Raw genomic sequence first — 18,577 nt, 5'->3', positions numbered from 1 at the left:
CGCACTCGCGCACGCGAATATCGCTGTATGATGGTGTTGGCCGGGGAGGCCTCGACATGCACCCGCGCGTGCGCGAATATCGCGGGTCGTCTCGCCCCCCCCCCGGGCCATGGTCATGGATCGCACCCGCGCGCACGAATACCGTCCTTGAACGCGCATCCCATGGGATTGCACCATGACCTGTCGTATCCGCGGCGCGCGAATACCGCCATGTTTGCTGGGAAAAATGCGTTCGCCATCACATTGTCGCATTCGCGGCCACAGGCAGAGGGGGCCGAGGGGGCGGTCGTCGGACCAGTCAGAACCGGCCTTGCATCGGTCCCGTACTTGCGCCTGCGCCGCGGGCAGGCCGCGGTGCCAGGATTCCAGCGGGTTTGGCGAGTGAAGCCGTCCGTGCCGGCCGCGTTGGGCTATCCGATCCGGCCCTCGCGGGATTGCCAAAGGCCGCGGGCATCTGCCCGCGGCCTTCCCGCGCTCAGTTCTGCGCCAGCAGCTGCGTGATGCGGCGCACGGCGACACGGCGGTTCTGCCGCTCGGGCCCGTCGGTCGGCACCAGCAGGAACTGCTCGCCATAGCCCTGCACCACCATGTTTTCGGGCGGCACCTGGAAATATTCGGTCAGCGCCAGCGCCACCGATTCCGCCCGGCGATCCGACAGGGCCAGGTTCGCGGCGTCCGAGCCGACGGCATCGGTATAGCCCTCGATCATGTAGATCTCGCGCGGGTTCCGGTCGATGCTGTCGCGGATCACCTTGCCCAGGGTCGCCAGTTGCTGCGCCTGATCCGGGGTGATGGCCGAGGATCCGGTGTCGAAGGTGATCTCGGGCACGTTCACCGGCGCGACCAGCGCGCGCACCTCGGGGATATTGCGGATCTGGCCCAGGCTGAAGCGGCGATCCACCGCCGCCTCGCGGCTGAGCGCCTCGCGCAGCGCGGCCTCGTCCAGCCGCTCGCGGTTGATGCGCACCGGCGGCGGCGCGGGCAGGGTCGAGATCTGCACCGGCTGCGCCTGGGTATCGTCGATCAGCCGGGTCTCCGTGCCATCGGCGCGCAGCAGGGTGCGGCGCAGGATGTTCATGTTCGCGTCGCGGATGGTGACCACCCGGCTGCCGTCGGCGCGCAGCACCGTGGTGCGGGTCGAGCCGTCGTCGAAGGTTTCCGTCTGCACGTTCGATCCCGGACGGTAAAGCAGGGCGTTGTCGTCCTTGATCACCTGCTGGCTGCCGTCGGGCAGGGTGACGACCACCCGGTCGCCGGTGTTCAGCGCCACCTGGCGGTCGTTGGACAGCATCTTGCCGACCGCCATGCCGGCCGCCCCGGCCAGCAGCAGCTTGGCGATGTCCTTGACGGTGTCGTCGTCATCGTCGCGGCGGGCCTCCTGGGCTTGCGGATCGCCGGCCGGCTGCTGCTGTTGCTGCTGCATGCCCTGCATGACCGAGGTGGCGAATTCCTCGGCCGAGCTGCGGGCGTTTTCCTCGGTGATCTGCACCTCGTTCAACTGGCCCTGCGCCGGCTCGGCATCGCCGGCGGCCAGGGCGGCTGCTGCCGCGGGGGCCGTTTCCTCGGCGGCGCGCTGCGCGACGGCGTTGGGCTGGGCCTGGGCTTCGGGCGCCTGCACCTCGGCGGCCTGTTCTGCCGGGGCTTGTTCGGATTGGGCTTGCTCCGGCGCGGTCTGTTCGGGCTGGCCGTCGGCCTGTTCCTGCAAGCGGCGCTCCAGCTCTTGTGCATCGGGGCGCGGTTCTTCGCCCGCGGCCTGCTCGTCGGGCAAGGCCTGGTCCGAAGGCTGTTCCGAGGGCCCGCCCGATTCGGACCCGCTTTGTTGCGCCTGTTCTTGCAGGCGGCGCTCCAGTTCCTGCGCGTCGGGGGTCTGAGACGGCTGGGTCTCGTCCGCGCGGGCCGGATCGACCTGCGGTTGCGCGGCACCATGCGTCTCTGCCTGCGGCTCGGCCTCTTGGGCGGATTGCGGCTTTTCGGGCGTGGCCTCGGCTTCCAGGGCCTCCTTCAGCGCCTCGGCGTCCGGGACCGCCGCCGGCTGCCCGGCCTGGCCGGTATCCTGCGGCGTGGCTGCATCCTGCTGCGGTTTCTGCGCCGGGGCCGGATCGGCCGGGCTCACGGCTGCGGGCGTGTCCGGCTTGGGCGCGGGCTCGCCCTGCTGGACCGACGGGTCGGGCTGCGCCATCGGGGGCTCGGCCGCCTCGACCACTGCGGGCTTGGGCTGCGGCTCCTCGGCCTGGGTCACATCGGGCTTGGGCGCGGGGGCAGGCGTGGGCTGGTCCTGCGCAGCGGCCTCGCCTTGCGGGGGGGCGGGCTCGTCCTGGGTTTGCAGTTCTGCAGCGGGTTCCGCGGCGGATTCCTGCGCGGGGGATTCGCTTGCCGAACTGGCGCCCTGCACCTGCGGATCGCCGGGGCTCGGGGCCTCGGCCTGCGGTTGGGCCTGCGGCTGTTCGGCCGGCGCCGGAACCGGCTCTGCCGCGGGTTCGGGCGCGGATTGCGGCTCTTGCGCCTGCCCCGCCTCGGCCTCCTGCTGCTGGTCCGGAGGCAGGATGACCTGCTCGTCGGCGCCTTGGGTCTGCTGGTCCTGTGCCACCGCCAGCTGCGGGGCGATCAGGGACAGGCAGGTCACCATCGCGGTCGTGGTCTTGTAGATGCGGCGCATGTCGGTCCTCTTTTCCGATGGTCGCTTGATCCCGGATCAACCGGCGGCGATCGGTGCGGTTCCCCAACAAGCGCGTGACTGCCCCGTGATCGGAGCGGCGAGGGCCTCAGCCGCCGCTCAGCGCCAGCCGGCCGCCTGCCATGCGCTGCACCCGGCCCGACAGTTCCAGCGCCAGGATCGCGGGGGCGAGGATGGCGGCCGGGACTCCCAGGTCGCGGATCAGCATGTTTTCCTCGGTCGGGCTGGGGCTCAGCCGCGCCAGTATCCGCCGCTCCAGGTCCACCGGCCCGCCGGCGTCGCGCGGCCGGCCCGTGACGACCTGGCGCGGGATGCCATGACCCAGTTCCGCAAGCCGGCGGGTGACGGCGGCGGGTTGCGTGACCCGCCCGGCCGACGGGGCGACAGGGACGGGGGCAGGGGTTGCTGCCGCGGGTTGCTCTGCCGCCGCCGGCTGGGCGACCCTGGGGCCGTTCGATTGCAGCGCCGCCAACACATCGGCCGAATTGCGCACCAGAAGCGCACCGTCGCGGATCAGCGCATTGCAGCCGGCGGCCCGCGCATCCATCGGATGCCCCGGCACCGCCATCACCTCGCGCCCCTGGTCCAGCGCGCAGCGCGCGGTGATCAGGCTGCCCGAGCGATGCGCCGCCTCGATCACCACCACGGCGCGCGACAGGCCCGAGATGATGCGGTTGCGGGCGGGGAAATGCCGGGCCACCGGTTCGGTACCGGGCGGCTGTTCGGTCATCAGCAGGCCGGTTTCGCAGATCGCCTCGGCCAGGGCCGCGTTTTCGCCGGGATAGATCATGTCGATGCCGCCGGCCATGACGGCGATGGTGCCGCCGTGCAGCGCGGCTTCATGCGCGACGGTGTCGATGCCGCGCGCCAGTCCCGCGATCACCGCCGCGCCCGATTGCGACAGGCCTGCGGCCATGCCGCGCGCCATGCGCAGGCCAAGGGAAGAGGCGTTGCGCGCCCCGATCACCGCCACCGGCACGCGGTCCAGCACCGCCATGTCGCCGCGCAGCCACAGCACCGGCGGCGCCTCGGCCACCTCGCGCAGCAGGGCGGGATAATCCCGGTCGCCCCAGGTCACGAGCCGGGCGCCGGCGCGCCGGCCGGCCGCGATCTCGGCCTCGGCGACCGAAAGGGGGCAAGGGGTGTAATCCTGGATCCCCGCGGCCTGCGCCATGGCGGGCAGGGCGGCCAGCGCCGCCTGGGCGCTGCCATGTTCGCCCAGCAGCCGGTGAAAGGTCGCCGGCCCCACCTTGCGGGAACGGATGAGGTGCAAGGCGGCAAGCCCCTCCCCTTTTGGGCGGGGTCCGTGGTGGGGGTCCAAGGAAAGCTGCCTTGCCATCATGTTCCATGCCTCTGCCTGATCCGCAGGCCGAAACATCGCATGGCAAAGGTTAAGAATGGGTTAGCCGGCGAAGAATTTCTTCAACCCATTGGAATCAAGGCGATTCAGGCGGCCGATCCGCCGATGGTCAGCCCGCCGATGCGCAGCGTGGGCAGGCCGACGCCGACCGGAACCCATTGTCCCTGCTTGCCGCAATTGCCGATTCCCGGATCCAGCGACAGGTCGTTGCCGATGGCGCGGATCTGCTGCAACGCGGTCGCGCCGTCGCCGATCAGCGTCGCGCCGCGGATCGGATCGCCCACCTGGCCGTTTTTGACCCGATAGGCCTCGGTGCAGGAGAACACGAACTTGCCGTTGGTGATGTCCACCTGCCCGCCGCCGAAGCCGACCGCATAGATCCCGTCCTCCAGTCCGGCCAGGATCGAGGCCGGATCCTCGGACCCCGCCAGCATGAAGGTGTTGGTCATGCGCGGCATGGGGGCATGGGCGTGGCTCTGCCGGCGCCCGTTGCCGGTGGCGGCGACCCCCATCAGCCGGGCATTCTGCCGGTCCTGCATGTAGCCGACCAGGATCCCGTCCTCGATCAGCACGTTGCGGCCGGGGGGCGTGCCCTCGTCATCGACCGAGATCGAGCCGCGCCGGTCGGGAATGGTGCCGTCGTCGACCACGGTCACGCCGGGCGCGGCGACGCGCCTGCCCATCAGCCCAGCAAAGGCGGAATGCCCCTTGCGGTTGAAATCGCCCTCGAGCCCGTGGCCCACCGCCTCGTGCAGCAGGATGCCGGGCCAGCCGGGGCCCAGCACCACATCCATCACGCCCGCGGGCGCGGGCACCGAGCGCAGGTTGACCAGCGCGATGCGCAGCGCCTCGCGCACCAGCCCCTGCCAATGCTCGGGCGCGACCAGGCCGGAAAGGCCGATGCGCCCGCCGCCGCCCGCGGTCCCGGTTTCGCGCCGCGCGTTCGATTCGACGATGACCGAGACGTTCAGCCGCGCCATGGGGCGGATGTCGGTGGCCAGCCCGCCCTCGGGGCGCAGGATCGCCACCTCCTGCACCGAAGTCGCGATGCTGGCCGAGACCTGGACCACCCGCGGGTCCAGGTCTCGGGCGAATGCGTCGATTTGCCGCAGTAATGCGACGCGGGCGGCAAAGGGCACCTCTTCGGCCGGGTCGATGGCGGCATAAAGCGGCCGGATTTCGCCTTGCGGTGGCAGGGCCAGCGTGCCGCCGCCGGCGCCGACGGCCAGGCGCACGGTTTCGGCCGCCTTCTTCAGCGCGGCTTCGTCGATCTCGGTCGAATGGGCGTAACCCGTCACCTCGCCGCGCACCGCGCGCAGGCCAAAACCCTGTTCGGCGTCATAACTGGCAGTGCGCAGCCTTCCGTCGTCGAAGACCAGCGCCTCGGACCGGGCGCGTTCCAGAAAAAGCTCGCCGTCATCCGCCCCCGCCAGGGCGTCGCGCAGGATACGCAGCGCGCGGTCCTGATCGAGATGCGTCCGAAAGGGTGAAAAGGCAGCGTCTGTCATGGAACCGGTCCTTGTCATGCGGACCGGCCTAGGGCTTTTTTGGCAAGAAGTCGATAGGTATGGCTTGCCCGTCGGGGTAAGATATGGTTCTGGTGCAGGACCGAATGCTGGTGGCTCCGGGACAGGGGCCTGCCGGTGGCATGATAGGCAACGGGATGGGATGATGGCAATTGCGACCAAGCGCCGCGGGGTGGCGGCGGTGATGAGCCTGGGAGTTGCGACACTGGCGGCCGTTCCGGCCCTGGCGCAGGACGTGCTGGGCGATCTGCCGGTGATCGGCAAGCCGGTGAATGGCGGGATGAACTTCCAGCCGGCGTCGAGCCCGCTGGCGCAGGATCAGCAATGGCTGGATCATTTCGTACTCTACATCATCACGGCCGTGACGATCTTCGTCTGCCTGCTGCTGCTGATCTGCATCGTGCGCTTCAACCGCCGGGCGAATCCGGTGCCGGCGCGCTTTACCCACAACACCCCGATCGAGGTGATCTGGACCCTGGTCCCGGTGCTGATCCTGGTCGCCATCGGCGCCTTCTCGCTGCCGATCCTGTTCCGCAGCCAGGAGATGCCGAACGATCCCGACCTGGTCATCAAGGCCATCGGCCACCAGTGGTACTGGTCCTATGAATATCCCAACGACGGCGTCGCCTTCGATGCGCTGATGCTGGAGAAGGAAGCCCTGGCCGATGCCGGTTATTCCGAGGACGAATACCTGCTGGCCACCGACAATGCCGTCGTGGTTCCGGTCGGCAAGAAGGTTCTGGTGCAGGTGACGGCGACCGACGTGATCCACGCCTGGACCGTGCCCGCCTTTGCCGTCAAGCAGGACGCCGTGCCGGGCCGCATCGCGCAGCTGTGGTTCTCGGTCGACCAGGAAGGCGTCTATTTCGGCCAGTGCTCCGAGCTTTGCGGCATCAACCACGCCTATATGCCCATCGTGGTCAAGGCGGTCAGCCAGGAGAAATACGACGCCTGGCTTGCCGGCGCGCAAGAGGAATTCGCCGCCGACGCCTCGGACTACCTGCCCGCCAGCCCCGTCAAGCTGGCCTCGGCAGAGTAAGGCCGGGCCGTGGCCGATATCAACGCATACGAGGGGCCCGCCGAGGCGGGCTTCGGCGATTATGTGGCGCTGCTGAAGCCGCGCGTCATGTCGCTGGTGGTGTTCACGGCCTTCGTCGGGCTGTGGATCGCCCCGCAGCCGGTCAACCCTTTCGTTGCCTTCTGCGCGGTGCTGTTCATCGCGCTGGGGGGCGGGGCCTCGGGTGCCCTCAACATGTGGTATGACGCCGACATCGACGCGGTGATGCGCCGCACCGCGGGCCGTCCCGTGCCCTCGGGCCGCGTCTCCTCGGGCGAGGCGCTGGCGGTCGGCATCGCGCTCTCGGGCCTGTCGGTGATGATGCTGGGGCTGGCGGCGAACTGGTTCGCGGCCGGGTTCCTGGCCTTCACCATCTTCTTCTATGCCGTGGTCTACACGATCTGGCTGAAACGCTCGACGCCGCAGAACATCGTCATCGGCGGTGCCGCGGGGGCCTTTCCGCCGATGATCGGCTGGGCCTGCGCCACCGGCGGCATCGGCCTCGAGTCGCTCTTGATGTTCGCGCTGATCTTCTTCTGGACGCCGCCGCATTTCTGGGCCTTGGCGCTGTTCATGAAGGACGACTATTCCAAGGCCGGCGTGCCCATGCTGACCGTGACTCATGGTCGCAAGGTGACGCGCTGCCATATCTTCGCCTATACGCTGGTACTGGCGCCCTTTGCGATCTGGCTGGGCTTCACCTCGGTCGGCGGGCCGCTCTACCTGGCGGTCTCGGCGGTGCTGAACCTGCTGTTCATCGCCGGCGGCTGGCAGATCCTGCGCCGCAGCGAGGACCAGGCACAGGCCGATGGCTACCGGGTCGAGAAACGCTATTTCCGCCTGTCGCTCTATTACACTTTCCTGCATTTCCTGGCGCTGCTGGTGCAGCATTGGATCGGGGGGTGGTGATGCTGCCCCAGGTCGAACACGAGTTGCACAAGCGCCGCCGCAGCCGCAACATCGGGCTTCTGGTCGTGCTGCTGGGTTTCGTGGCGCTGGTCTTTGGCCTTTCGGTGGTCAAGATCACCCAGGGCGACATGATGCAGGGCTATGACCACCGCCCGCGCGCCTCGATGCTGCCGCCCGATCCCGATCCGCCGGCCCCCAATGCCGCCCCGGTCGCAGCGCCGGGCACGCCGGCGGCCCATCAGGAGGCAAGCCAATGAGCGGGAAACCGAGGTCGAACGGGCGCACCGTGGCCATGCTGGCCGGCGTCGTCGTGGTGATGGGCGCGCTGTCCTGGGCGGCGGTGCCGTTTTATTCCTGGTTTTGCCAGGTGACGGGCTTTGCCGGCACGACCAACGTGGCCGAGTCCGCCTCGGACACCGTGCTGGAGGAAAAGATCCGCGTGCGCTTCGACGCCAATGCCGACAGCAACCTCGGCTGGACCTTCCGCCCCATGCAGCGGGAAATGGAACTGCGGATCGGCGAGAACGCCATTGCCTTCTACGAGGCGATCAACAATACCGACCAGCCGGTCACCGGCACCGCCAGCTATAACGTGGCGCCCGATGCCGCCGGCTATTTCTTCAACAAGATCGAATGCTTCTGCTTTACCGAGCAGACCCTGCAACCGGGTGAGCGGGTCGAGATGCCGGTCAGCTTCTTCGTCGATGCCGACCTGGTCAACGATCGTGACGCGGGCCGGATCCGCGACATCACCCTGTCCTATACCTTCCACCGGACCGATCCTCCCGCGCCCAGACAGGCGGCGCTGGACGCGAAAACGGAACCGACCGTAAACTGAGCAACAAGAACCAGCAACAGCCGGGAACGCAGCCATGGCCCATGTAAAGAACCACGATTATCAGATCCTGCCGCCCTCGATCTGGCCCTTCCTCGGCGCGATCGGCGCCTTCGTGATGCTGACTGGCGCGGTCGCCTGGATGAAGGGAATCACGGTCTTGGGGCTGCCGGTCGAGGGGCCGTGGATGTTCCTGATCGGCCTGGCTGCCGTTCTTTACACCATGTTCGGCTGGTGGGTCGATGTCGTCAACGAGGGCGAGTCGGGCGAGCATACCCCGGTGGTGCGCATCGGCCTGCAATACGGCTTCATCCTGTTCATCATGTCCGAGGTGATGTTCTTCGTCGCCTGGTTCTGGGCCTTCATCAAGAACGCCATGTATCCGATGGGGCCGGACAGCCCGATCAAGGACGGCGTCTGGCCGCCGGAGGGCATCGTCACCTTCGATCCCTGGCACCTGCCGCTGATCAACACGCTGATCCTGCTGCTTTCGGGCGTCGCCGTGACCTGGGCGCACCATGCCTTCGTGCATGACGGCGACCGCAAGACCACGATCAACGGGCTGATCGTCGCGGTGATCCTGGGCATCTGCTTCACCGGGCTGCAGGCCTATGAATACAGCCATGCCGCCTTCGGCCTGGCCGACACGGTCTATGCCGGCACCTTCTTCATGGCCACCGGCTTTCACGGTGCGCATGTCATCATCGGCACGATCTTCCTGTTCGTCTGCCTGATCCGCCTGCTCAAGGGCCAGATGACCCAGCAGCAGCACGTCGGCTTCGAGGCCGCCGCCTGGTACTGGCACTTCGTCGATGTGGTCTGGCTGTTCCTCTTTGTCGTGATCTATATCTGGGGCCGCTGATCCCGACTGACATTTCCACGGCGCGGGGCAGATGTTCCCGCGCCGTTTGCTTTGGAGGCCCGCCCATGCGCCGTTACCTGTTCCCGCTGATCGTCGGCGTGCTGGGCTGCGCCATCCTGATCTCGCTGGGCATATGGCAACTTCAGCGGCTGGACTGGAAAGAGGGGCTGATCGCGCAGATCCAGCAAAGGATCGAGGGCGCCCCCGTGCCCCTGCCGGCGGCGGTGGACCCGTCGATGAAATACCTGCCGGTGCTGGTCTCGGGCCAGACCACGGGCGAGGAGATCGACGTGCTGTCGGGCACGCGCGAGGCGGGCGGCGGCTATCAGATCGTCTCGGGCTTCCTGACCGATGACGGGCGCCGGATCCTGCTCGACCGCGGCTTCGTCGATCAGGACCACAAGCGCGACCCGCGCCCGCCGGTGCGGCTGGAGGTGGCAGGCAACCTGCATTGGCCCGACGAAAAGGGCAGCGCCACGCCCGCGCCCAACCTGGCCGAGAACGTCTGGTTCGCCCGCGACGTGCCGGCCATGGCCGCGCAGCTGGGGACCGAGCCGATCCTGGTGGTCGCGGCCGAGGTCCGCGGCGATGCCCAGGGGGTGCGGCCGATCCCGGTGGCGGTCGAGGGCATTCCGAACAACCACCTGAGCTATGCCGTGCAATGGTTCATGATCGCTGCGGTTTGGGCAGGGATGACAGTGGCGCTGATCTGGCGTATCAGGCAGCGGCAATACTAGGGGGACGCGATGCGTTACGTTTCGACACGGGGCCGGGCTCCGGTCCTGGACTTCGAACAGGCGATGATGACCGGGCTGGCGCGCGACGGCGGGCTGTACCTGCCCGAGGCGATCCCGATGTTCTCGGCCGACGAGATCGCCCGCTTCGAGGGCCTGCCCTATGAAGAGGTCGCGCGCCGCGTCACCAGCCCCTTCGTCGGCGAAAGCTTCAGCGATGCGGAACTGCGCGATGCCATCGCGCGGGCCTATCATGGCTTCGACCATGTCGCCCGCGCGCCCTTGGTCCAGCTTGCGCCGGGCCATCACCTGCTCGAGCTGTTCCACGGCCCCACGCTGGCCTTCAAGGATTTCGCCATGCAGCTGATCGGCCAGCTGTTCCAGCTGGCGCTGGCGCGTTCGGGGCAGCGGGTCACGATCCTGGGCGCGACCTCGGGCGATACCGGCTCGGCCGCGATCGAGGCGTTCCGCGGCCTGTCGAACGTCGATGTGTTCATCATGTATCCGCATGGCCGCGTCAGCGAAGTGCAGCGCCGCCAGATGTCCACACCCGCCGACGCCAACGTCCATGCGCTGGCGGTGGACGGCACCTTCGACGATTGCCAGGCGCGGCTCAAGGATCTGTTCAACGACCACGATTTCCGCGATGCGGTCGGGCTTGCCGGCGTCAACTCGATCAACTGGGCGCGGGTGCTGGCGCAGATCGTCTATTACTTCACCGCCGCCGTCAGCCTGGGCGCGCCGCGGCGCGAGGTGGACTTCACCGTGCCGACCGGGAATTTCGGCGATGTCTTCGCCGGTTCCATCGCCAAGGCCATGGGCCTGCCCATCGGCAAGCTGGTCGTCGCCACCAACCAGAACGACATCCTGCACCGGGCGATGACCAGCGGCGAATACCGCGTCGGCACCGCCCGGCCCTCGATCAGCCCCTCGATGGACATCCAGGTCAGCTCGAATTTCGAACGCGCGCTGTGGCTGGCCTATGACCACGACGGCAATGCCGTGTCGCGGCTGATGGAAGAGCTGAAATCCGGCGGCTTCGTCATCAGCCAGGGCGCACTTCAGGCGCTGCGCGAGACCTATGTCTCGGGCCGTGCCTCCGAAGAGGAGACGATGGCGATGATCGCCACCATCCGCGAGGAGACGGGCGAGGTGATCTGCCCGCATACCGCCGTTGCGGTGAAGGTGGCGCGCGAGCATCTGCGGCCGGGCGTGCCGATGATCTCGCTTTCCACCGCGCATCCGGCGAAATTCCCCGACGCGGTCGAGGCGGCCGTGGGCATCCGCCCGCCCCTGCCGCCGCATATGGCCGACCTTTTCGACCGCGACGAGCGCATCACCCGGATTGCAAACGACGCCGAGGCCATTAAATCGCTGATCCTTGAACGGAGAACAGCTTGAATCAGATCCGCATCAGCACCCTGCCCAACGGGCTGCGCGTCGTCAGCCGCGACATGCCCGGCCTGCATTCCGCCGCCATCGGCATCTGGGTCAATGCCGGCTGCCGCGACGAGCGCGCCGAGCAGAACGGCATCGCCCATTTCCTGGAACACATGGCCTTCAAGGGCACGGCGCGGCGCAGCGCGCTGGAAATCGTCGAGTCGATCGAGAATGTCGGCGGCTATATCAACGCCTATACCTCGCGCGACGTGACCTCCTATTACGCGCGGGTGCTGGCGGGGGACGTGGAGCTGGCGCTGGACGTGATCTCGGACATCGTGATGAACCCGGTGTTCGACCAGCGCGAGATCGAGGTCGAGCGCGGCGTGATCCTGCAAGAGATCGGCCAGGCGCTGGACACGCCCGACGACGTGATCTTCGACTGGCTGCAAGAGGCGGCCTATCCCGACCAGCCCATGGGCCGCACCATCCTGGGCCCGGCCGAGCGGGTCAGCCGCTTCGACCGCGCCGACCTGTCGGGCTTCATCACCGAGCATTACGGTCCCGAGCGCATGATCGTCGCCGCCGCCGGTGCGGTGGACCATGACCGCATCCTGCGCCAGGTCGAGGCGATCTTCGGCCATCTGCCGGCCCGCAAGCTGACCACGCGCGAGCCCGCCCGCTGGCAGGGCGCCGAGGCGCGCCGCGTCAAGGGGCTGGAGCAGGCGCATTTCGCGCTGGCCTTCGAGGGGCCGGGCTATCAGGCGCCGGATTTCTATGCCGCGCAGATCTGGACCTCGGCGCTGGGGGGCGGCATGTCCTCGCGCCTGTTCCAGAAGCTGCGCGAGGAAAAGGGCCTGTGCTATTCGATCTTCGCGCAGTCCGGTTTCCACGACGATACCGGCATGGTGACGATCTATGCCGGCACCTCGGGCGAGCAGATCGCCGACCTGGCGACGCTGACCGTGGACGAGTTGAAGCGCTCGGCCGAGGACATGACCGAGGCCGAGGTGGCCCGCGCGCGCGCCCAGCTCAAGGCCGGGCTGCTGATGGGGCTGGAAAGCCCGACCGGCCAGGCCGAGCGCATGGCGCGGTCGCTGGCGATCTGGGGCCGGGTGCCGGACCCGGCCGAGGTGGCCGAGCGCATCGACGCCGTGACCGTGGCCGACATCCGCGCCCATGCCGAGCGTCTGATTGCCCATGCCCGCCCGGCACTGGCGCTTTACGGGCCGGTCGCGGGCGCGCCCACGCGCGAGGTGCTGGCCGAAAGGCTCGCCGCCTGATGTTCTCGCGCCGCCGTCCGCCGCGCCTGGAAACCGAGCGGATGGTGCTGCGCCTGCCTGCCCATGCGGATTTCGCCCCATGGGCCGCGCTGCGGGCCGAAAGCCGCGCCTTCCTGACCCCGTGGGAGCCGGTCTGGGCGCCCGACCACCTGACCAAGCGCGGCTTCACCAACCGGGTCTATTGGGCGCAGCGCGCCAGCCGCAACGGCACGGCTCTGCCCCTGTTCCTGATCCGGCGCGACGGGGCGCTCTTGGGGGCGATCACGCTGGACAATATCCGCCGCGGCCCGGCGCAATCGGCGACCATCGGCTACTGGATCGGCCAGCCCTTCGCCCGGCAGGGTTACATGCGCGAGGCCATCGGTGCGCTGGTCCAGCATGCCTTCACCGAGATGGACCTGAGCCGGATCGAGGCCGCCTGCCTGCCGGAAAACACCCCGTCGCGCGGCGTGCTGGAACGTTCCGGCTTCAAATACGAGGGGGTGGCGCAAAGCTACCTGCAGATCAACGGCCGCTGGCGCAACCATGTGCTTTACGCCAACCTGCGCCACGACCGGCGTGGTAAGACCGAGGTGCGCTGATGCTGAACCCTGCCGACGAGACGCTGGCTGCGACGCTGCCCGAGGGCGTGCTGCGCGAGGTCGCGCCCGCCTATCTGGAGGAGCCGCGCGGCCGCTGGCGGGGACAGGCGGGGCTGGTCGCCGCGCCGCGCAATACCGATGAGGTTGGCGCCGTGGTCCGCGCCTGCGCCGAGGCTCGCGTCGCCATCGTGCCGCGCGGCGGTGGCACCGGCCTGGTCTCGGGCCAGGTGATGCCCGAGGGGCCGGCGCCACTGATCCTGTCGCTGGAGCGGATGACCGCGCTGCGCGGCATCTGGCCCGAAGAGAACGTGCTGGTGGCCGAGGCCGGCATGACCCTGCAGGCCGTGCGCGACGCGGCCGAGGCGGCGGGGCGGCTGTTCCCGCTGTCGCTGGCGAGCCAAGGCACCGCGGCCATCGGCGGCTGCCTTGCGACCAATGCCGGCGGCGTCACCGCGCTGCGCTATGGCACGGCGCGGGCGCTTTGCCTGGGGATCGAGGCGGTGCTGCCCGACGGTTCGGTCGTCCACGACCTGAAGCGGCTGCGCAAGGACAATACCGGCTATGACCTGCGCGACCTCTTGATCGGGGCCGAGGGCACGCTGGGCATCGTCACCGCCGCCAGCCTGAAGCTGGTGGTGCCGCCGCCGGGGATCGGCACCGCCATGCTGCAGGTACCCTCGCCCGAGGCGGCGCTGACGCTCTTGTCGCTGGCCGAGGGGCGCATGGCCGGCGGCGTCACCGCCTTCGAGCTGATCGGCGGGCAGGGGCTGGCCTTCCTGGCCGAGGTGCTGCCCGAGATCCGCCAGCCGCTGCCCGGCGCCGAATGGTCGGTGCTGATCGAGGTCGGCCTGCCCGAGGGGCTGGCCCCCGAGGCGGCGCTGGAGGGGCTGCTGGTCGACGCGATGGAGCGCGGCCTGGTCTCCGACGGGGTGATCGCGCAATCGGGGGCGCATGCGGCCGGTTTCTGGCATCTGCGCGAACATATCCCCGAGGCGAACCGCCGCATCGGCGCCGTCGCCAGCCACGATATCAGCCTGCCGCTGTCGGAAATCGCCGGCTTCATCCGCGAGGCCGGCGCGCGGCTTGCGGGCGAGGGGCTGCGCATCAACTGCTTCGGGCATCTGGGCGACGGCAACCTGCATTACAACCTGTTCCCGGCGCCCGGCCGCAATCGCGCGGATTACGACGACCGGCGCAAGGCGCTATCGCTTCTGGTGCATCAGATGGTGGTGGATCGCGGCGGCTCCTTCTCGGCCGAACACGGGGTCGGGCGGCTGAAGGTCGGCGACCTGGAACGCTGGGGCGATCCGGCGCGCCTCAAGGCCATGCGGGCGATCAAGGCCACGCTGGACCCGCTGGGCATCATGAATCCGGGCGCGGTGCTTTCAGCAGAGGCGTAAGCCGCGCCCGAAGGTGGTCCAGATAGGCCGAAAGCCGCGGCGGCATGAAGGGCTGCGGCAGATACAGTGCCTGGATGTCCAGCTGCGGCCGCTGGAAATCCGGCAGAAGCCGCTGCAGCCGGCCCTGGGCCACGTCCTGCGCCACGACGAAGCTGGGGATCAGCGCCACGCCCTCGCCCTCCAGCACCAGCTTCCGCACTGCCTGGGCGCTGTTCACGGTAATGCGGCCGGGCAGGGGGATGCTGACCGCCTTGCCCTCGATCAGGAAGATCGCCCGGCCGGGATTCTGCGTATTGCTGTCGCGGATATTCGCATGCTCGCGCAGATCCTCGGGGCGGGCGGGGCGCGGATGCCGGTTCAGATAGGCGGGGCTTGCCACCGCCCAGGCCTCGGCCTGGCCGATGCGGCGGGCGATCAGGCTGGAATCGGCAAGCTGGCCGATGCGCAGCGCCAGGTCGAAGCCCTCGGCCGCCAGGTCGACATAGCGGTCTGTCAGGTTCAGGTCGATCTCGATCCCCGGATGGCCGGCGGTGAAGTCGCGGGTCAGGGTGGTGGCGAACATCTCGCCGAAGGCCACCGGGGCGCTGATGCGCAGCCGCCCGGTCAGGACGCCGTCCTCGGCATGGGCCTGCGCGTCCAGTTCCTCGACCGCCGCCAGCACCCGGCGGGCCGCCGCCAGATAACGCTCGCCCGCGGGGGTCAGCGACAGGGCGCGGGTGGTGCGGTTCAGAAGCGTGACGCCCTGCTGCCCCTCCAGCGCCGCGACATATTTGCTGACCAGCTTGTTCGAGATCCCCAGCCGCTCGCCCGCCCGGGTGAACGAGCCGGCATCGACCACGGCGACAAAGGCGCGGATGCCGTCGATCCTGTCCATTCCATCCCCGCATCGGCGACAATATTTCCATGAATATGGCAATTTTCGCGACAATCGCCAAGGTCTATCTGTCGGGCAACGGATACGCGAACAGTTGCAAGGAAACACATCATGACCGACCTTAGCCAAAGCGCCCCGGCCCTGGCCGAGCGCAATGCCGACATCGCCGCTTTTGTCCTGCGGGTCTCGACCGGGATCTGGTTCCTGGTCCATGGGCTGATCAAGCTGCTGGTCTTCACCCCCTCGGGCACAGCCGGCTATTTCCAGTCCATCGGCCTGCCGGGCATCCTGGGCCCGCTGACCATACTGGCCGAGATCCTGGGCGGGCTGGCGCTGATCGCCGGCATCTTCACCCGGCAGGTCGCGCTGGCGCTGGCCGCCGTGCTGCTGGGTGCGGCCTGGTTCGGCCATGGCGGTGCGGGCTTCACCTTCAGTAATCCGGGCGGCGGCTGGGAATATCCGCTGCTCTGGGCCGTGACCATGGTGGCGCTGGCGCTGCTGGGCGACGGGGCCTGGTCGCTGGGCCGGCGTCGCTGAGCCCTCGCCGCTGAGCCCTCGCCGCTGAGCCCGGCGCGAAACGATCTTGCCCAGGCTGGCCTTCGGGCCGGCCTTTCCTTGCGTGCATGGCTGGGTTGATTTGTCAGTCCTGCGCGATGGCTCTAATCATCGCCCGAGTTTCAGGGAGGCTGCTATGACCGAGGATCACCTTCACCGCATCCGCCACAAGCCCCTGCGCGAGCGCGTGGTCAGCGCCGAAGAGGCCGCGAGCCTGATCCGCGACGGCATGGTGCTGGGCATGTCGGGATTTACCCGCGCCGGCGAGGCCAAGGCGGTGCCGCTGGCGCTGGCCGAACGCGCCAAGGCCCAGCCGCTGAAGGTGACGCTGATGACCGGGGCGTCGCTCGGCAACGACCTCGACAAGACACTGGCCGAGGCCAAGGTGCTGTCGCGCCGCATCCCCTTCATGTCCGACCCGGCGTTGCGCCGCGCGATCAACGCCGGCGAGGTGATGTATATCGACCAGCACCTCTCCGAGACGGTCGAACAACTGCGCACCGGCCAGCTGCCGCCGGTGGACATCGCCATCGTCGAGGCGGTGGCGATCACCGAGACCGGCGGCATCGTCCCCACCACCTCGGTCGGCAATTCGGCAAGCTTCGCGCTGCTGGCCGAGAAGGTGATCGTCGAGATCAACCTGAGCCAGCCCGAGGCGCTGGAGGGGCTGCACGACATCTATATCCCCACCTATCGCCCCACCCGGACGCCGATCCCGGTGGTGACGCCGGAAAGCCGGGTCGGCTTTCCCTTCATCCCGGTGCCGCCCGAGCGCATCGCGGCCATCGTGGTCTCGACCAAGCTCGACTCGTCCTCGACCATCGAGGCGCCGGATGCCGAGACCCGGGCCATCGCCGGCCACCTGACCGAATTCCTGAAGAACGAGGTGGCGCATTCCCGGCTGCCGGGCCACCTGCACCCGCTGCAGGCCGGCATCGGCACCATCGCCAATGCGGTGCTGCACGGTTTCATCGACAGCCCGTTCCACGACCTGACCATGTATTCGGAAGTCCTGCAGGATTCGACCTTCGACCTGATGGATGCCGGCAAGATGGTCTTTGCCTCGGGTTCCTCGATCACGCTGTCGGCGCCGAAATACCGCGACGTGATGGCGCGGTTCCACGAGTTCAAGCCCCGGCTGGTGCTGCGCCCGCAGGAGATTTCCAACCACCCCGAGGTGGTGCGGCGGCTGGGGCTGATCTGCATCAACACGGCGCTGGAATTCGACCTTTACGGCAACGTGAACTCGACCCATGTCATGGGCACGCAGATGATGAACGGCATCGGCGGCTCGGGCGATTTCGCACGCAACGCCTATCTGTCGGTTTTCGTGACGAAATCCATGGCCAAGGATGGGCGGATCTCCTCGGTGGTGCCGATGGTCAGCCATGTCGACCATACCGAGCATGACGTGGACATCCTGGTCACCGAGCAGGGGCTGGCCGATCTGCGTGGCCTTGCGCCGCGCGAGCGGGCGCGGGTGGTCCTGCAAAACTGCGTGGCCCCGGAATGGCGGGATGCGCTGGCGGATTACCACGACCGGGCGCTGGCGCGGGGCGGCCATACGCCGCATCTGATCGAGGAGGCGCTCAGCTGGCACGACCGGCTGCGCCGCACCGGCAGCATGCGGCCGGAATGAGCAAACGCCCCGCTTGACCGGCGGGGCGTTTCCTTGTGGCGCGGGGGATGGGGGCTCCGCCCCCGTCGCGTGCCGCGACTCCCCCGGGGTATTTAGGAAACAGAGAAGGTCACCAGGCAGGGATGACGGCACCCTGGTATTTCTCCTCGATGAACTGCTTCACCGCCGGGTCGTGATAGGCTTCGACCAGTTGCCTGGCCCATGGGGCGTCCTCGTCGCCCTGGCGCACCACGATGATGTTGGCATAGGGGCTGTCGGGTTTTTCCATGGCGATGGCGTCTTCGTTCGGGTTGAGGCCGGCATCCAGCGCGTAGTTGGTGTTGATCACGGCGATGTCGGTATCGGCCAGTGCGCGCGGCAGCTGGGCGGCGTCGAGTTCCAGGAACTTGAGGTTCTTCGGGTTGCCGGTCACGTCGAGCGGCGAGGGGGTGAGGCCGGTGTCCTCGGCCAGCGTGACGATGCCCTTGTCCTGCAAAAGCAGCAGCGCGCGGCCGCCATTGGTCGGGTCGTTCGGGATCGCGACCCCGGCGCCCTCGGGCAGCTCGTCCAGCGATTTCAGCTTTTGCGAATAGACGCCCATCGGCGTGGTGATGGTCTTGGCGATGCTGACCAGCGCGAAGCCGCGGTCCTTGATCTGGTTGTCCAGATAGGGCTGGTGCTGGAAGCTGTTGGCTTGCAGATCGCCATCGGCCAGCGCCTGGTTCGGCACCACGTAATCGGTGAATTCGACGATGTCGATGGTCAGGCCCTTGTCCTTGGCGACCTTGGCGACTTCCTCCATGATCTCGCCATGTTCGCCCGGCGAGACGCCGACCTTGATCTCCTCGGCCGCGGCCATGCCGGCGGCGAGGGCGAGTGCCGAGGTCAGGGCGGCAAGGCTGAATTTGCGCATGGGATGTCCTTTCCGG

At 68.4% G+C, this 18,577-nt stretch carries 17 protein-coding genes; 12 read left to right on the top strand and 5 right to left on the bottom strand.

Going from position 1 to position 18,577, the window contains the following annotated elements:
• Positions 1–475: 475 nt before the first annotated feature.
• From ACNKFW_RS17930 to tldD, 3 genes are all read right to left on the bottom strand, one after another.
• Positions 476–2,656, bottom strand: a complete 2,181-nt coding sequence (locus ACNKFW_RS17930) for an OmpA family protein (protein ID WP_418025125.1) — start codon at positions 2,654–2,656, stop codon at positions 476–478.
• A gap of 106 nt (positions 2,657–2,762) precedes the next feature.
• Complete coding sequence (gene dprA / locus ACNKFW_RS17925; RefSeq protein ID WP_418025123.1) at positions 2,763–4,016, bottom strand: DNA-processing protein DprA; 1,254 nt, start codon at positions 4,014–4,016, stop codon at positions 2,763–2,765.
• A gap of 104 nt (positions 4,017–4,120) precedes the next feature.
• On the bottom strand, positions 4,121–5,542 hold the full coding sequence (gene tldD / locus ACNKFW_RS17920) for a metalloprotease TldD (protein ID WP_147428754.1): 1,422 nt from the start codon (positions 5,540–5,542) through the stop codon (positions 4,121–4,123).
• A 160-nt stretch (positions 5,543–5,702) separates the two neighbouring features.
• Between tldD and coxB the strand changes: the two genes are divergently transcribed.
• The 10 genes from coxB (at position 5,703) to ACNKFW_RS17870 (ending at position 14,601) form a co-directional block, all read left to right on the top strand.
• On the top strand, positions 5,703–6,599 hold the full coding sequence (gene coxB, locus ACNKFW_RS17915) for a cytochrome c oxidase subunit II (protein ID WP_024843353.1): 897 nt from the start codon (positions 5,703–5,705) through the stop codon (positions 6,597–6,599).
• A gap of 9 nt (positions 6,600–6,608) precedes the next feature.
• Positions 6,609–7,526 carry a heme o synthase gene (gene cyoE / locus ACNKFW_RS17910; protein WP_024843352.1) on the top strand — a complete coding sequence of 306 codons (918 nt, stop codon included), beginning with the start codon at positions 6,609–6,611 and terminating at the stop codon, positions 7,524–7,526.
• Complete coding sequence (locus tag ACNKFW_RS17905; RefSeq protein WP_024843351.1) at positions 7,526–7,783, top strand: hypothetical protein; 258 nt, start codon at positions 7,526–7,528, stop codon at positions 7,781–7,783. The genes cyoE and ACNKFW_RS17905 overlap by 1 nt, the downstream gene beginning before the upstream one ends.
• Positions 7,780–8,364: a cytochrome c oxidase assembly protein gene (locus tag ACNKFW_RS17900; RefSeq protein ID WP_024843350.1), complete on the top strand. Its 585-nt coding sequence runs from the start codon at positions 7,780–7,782 to the stop codon at positions 8,362–8,364. Before ACNKFW_RS17905 ends, ACNKFW_RS17900 begins: the two co-directional genes overlap by 4 nt.
• Before the next feature lie 34 nt (positions 8,365–8,398).
• The gene (locus tag ACNKFW_RS17895) at positions 8,399–9,223 is read left to right on the top strand and encodes a cytochrome c oxidase subunit 3 (protein WP_024843349.1); all 825 of its coding nucleotides are present in this window, start codon (positions 8,399–8,401) and stop codon (positions 9,221–9,223) included.
• Positions 9,224–9,288: 65 nt separating this feature from the next.
• Complete coding sequence (locus ACNKFW_RS17890) at positions 9,289–9,960, top strand: SURF1 family protein (RefSeq protein WP_147428755.1); 672 nt, start codon at positions 9,289–9,291, stop codon at positions 9,958–9,960.
• 9 nt (positions 9,961–9,969) lie between these two features.
• Positions 9,970–11,358, top strand: a complete 1,389-nt coding sequence (gene thrC, locus ACNKFW_RS17885) for a threonine synthase (protein WP_147428756.1) — start codon at positions 9,970–9,972, stop codon at positions 11,356–11,358.
• 53 nt (positions 11,359–11,411) lie between these two features.
• A complete protein-coding gene (locus ACNKFW_RS17880; RefSeq protein WP_051419456.1) occupies positions 11,412–12,620 on the top strand; it encodes a M16 family metallopeptidase in 1,209 nt (402 codons plus the stop codon).
• Entirely contained in the window at positions 12,620–13,201 is a 582-nt protein-coding gene (locus tag ACNKFW_RS17875; protein WP_024843345.1) for a GNAT family N-acetyltransferase, read from the top strand. Before ACNKFW_RS17880 ends, ACNKFW_RS17875 begins: the two co-directional genes overlap by 1 nt.
• Positions 13,201–14,601, top strand: a complete 1,401-nt coding sequence (locus ACNKFW_RS17870; RefSeq protein WP_147428757.1) for an FAD-binding oxidoreductase — start codon at positions 13,201–13,203, stop codon at positions 14,599–14,601. Before ACNKFW_RS17875 ends, ACNKFW_RS17870 begins: the two co-directional genes overlap by 1 nt.
• Here ACNKFW_RS17870 and ACNKFW_RS17865 read toward each other — a convergent pair.
• Complete coding sequence (locus tag ACNKFW_RS17865) at positions 14,564–15,475, bottom strand: LysR family transcriptional regulator (RefSeq protein WP_147428758.1); 912 nt, start codon at positions 15,473–15,475, stop codon at positions 14,564–14,566. The genes ACNKFW_RS17870 and ACNKFW_RS17865 overlap by 38 nt on opposite strands.
• 111 nt (positions 15,476–15,586) lie before the next feature.
• Between ACNKFW_RS17865 and ACNKFW_RS17860 the strand changes: the two genes are divergently transcribed.
• Together ACNKFW_RS17860 and ACNKFW_RS17855 are read left to right on the top strand one after the other, a co-directional pair.
• Positions 15,587–16,012, top strand: coding sequence for a DoxX family protein (locus ACNKFW_RS17860; RefSeq protein ID WP_147428759.1), 426 nt, complete (start codon positions 15,587–15,589; stop codon positions 16,010–16,012).
• A 154-nt stretch (positions 16,013–16,166) separates the two neighbouring features.
• A complete protein-coding gene (locus ACNKFW_RS17855; RefSeq protein WP_024843341.1) occupies positions 16,167–17,669 on the top strand; it encodes an acetyl-CoA hydrolase/transferase family protein in 1,503 nt (500 codons plus the stop codon).
• Positions 17,670–17,778: 109 nt separating this feature from the next.
• Here ACNKFW_RS17855 and ACNKFW_RS17850 read toward each other — a convergent pair whose 3' ends face one another.
• On the bottom strand, positions 17,779–18,561 hold the full coding sequence (locus tag ACNKFW_RS17850; RefSeq protein ID WP_147428760.1) for a MetQ/NlpA family ABC transporter substrate-binding protein: 783 nt from the start codon (positions 18,559–18,561) through the stop codon (positions 17,779–17,781).
• Positions 18,562–18,577: the final 16 nt, after the last annotated feature.

It is taken from the genome of Paracoccus sp. TD-10 (genome assembly GCF_048270675.1).
Lineage (GTDB): Bacteria > Pseudomonadota > Alphaproteobacteria > Rhodobacterales > Rhodobacteraceae > Paracoccus > Paracoccus pantotrophus.
The sequence above is the reverse complement of the archived record's forward strand: the minus strand, read 5'-3'. Positions and strand labels throughout refer to the sequence as shown.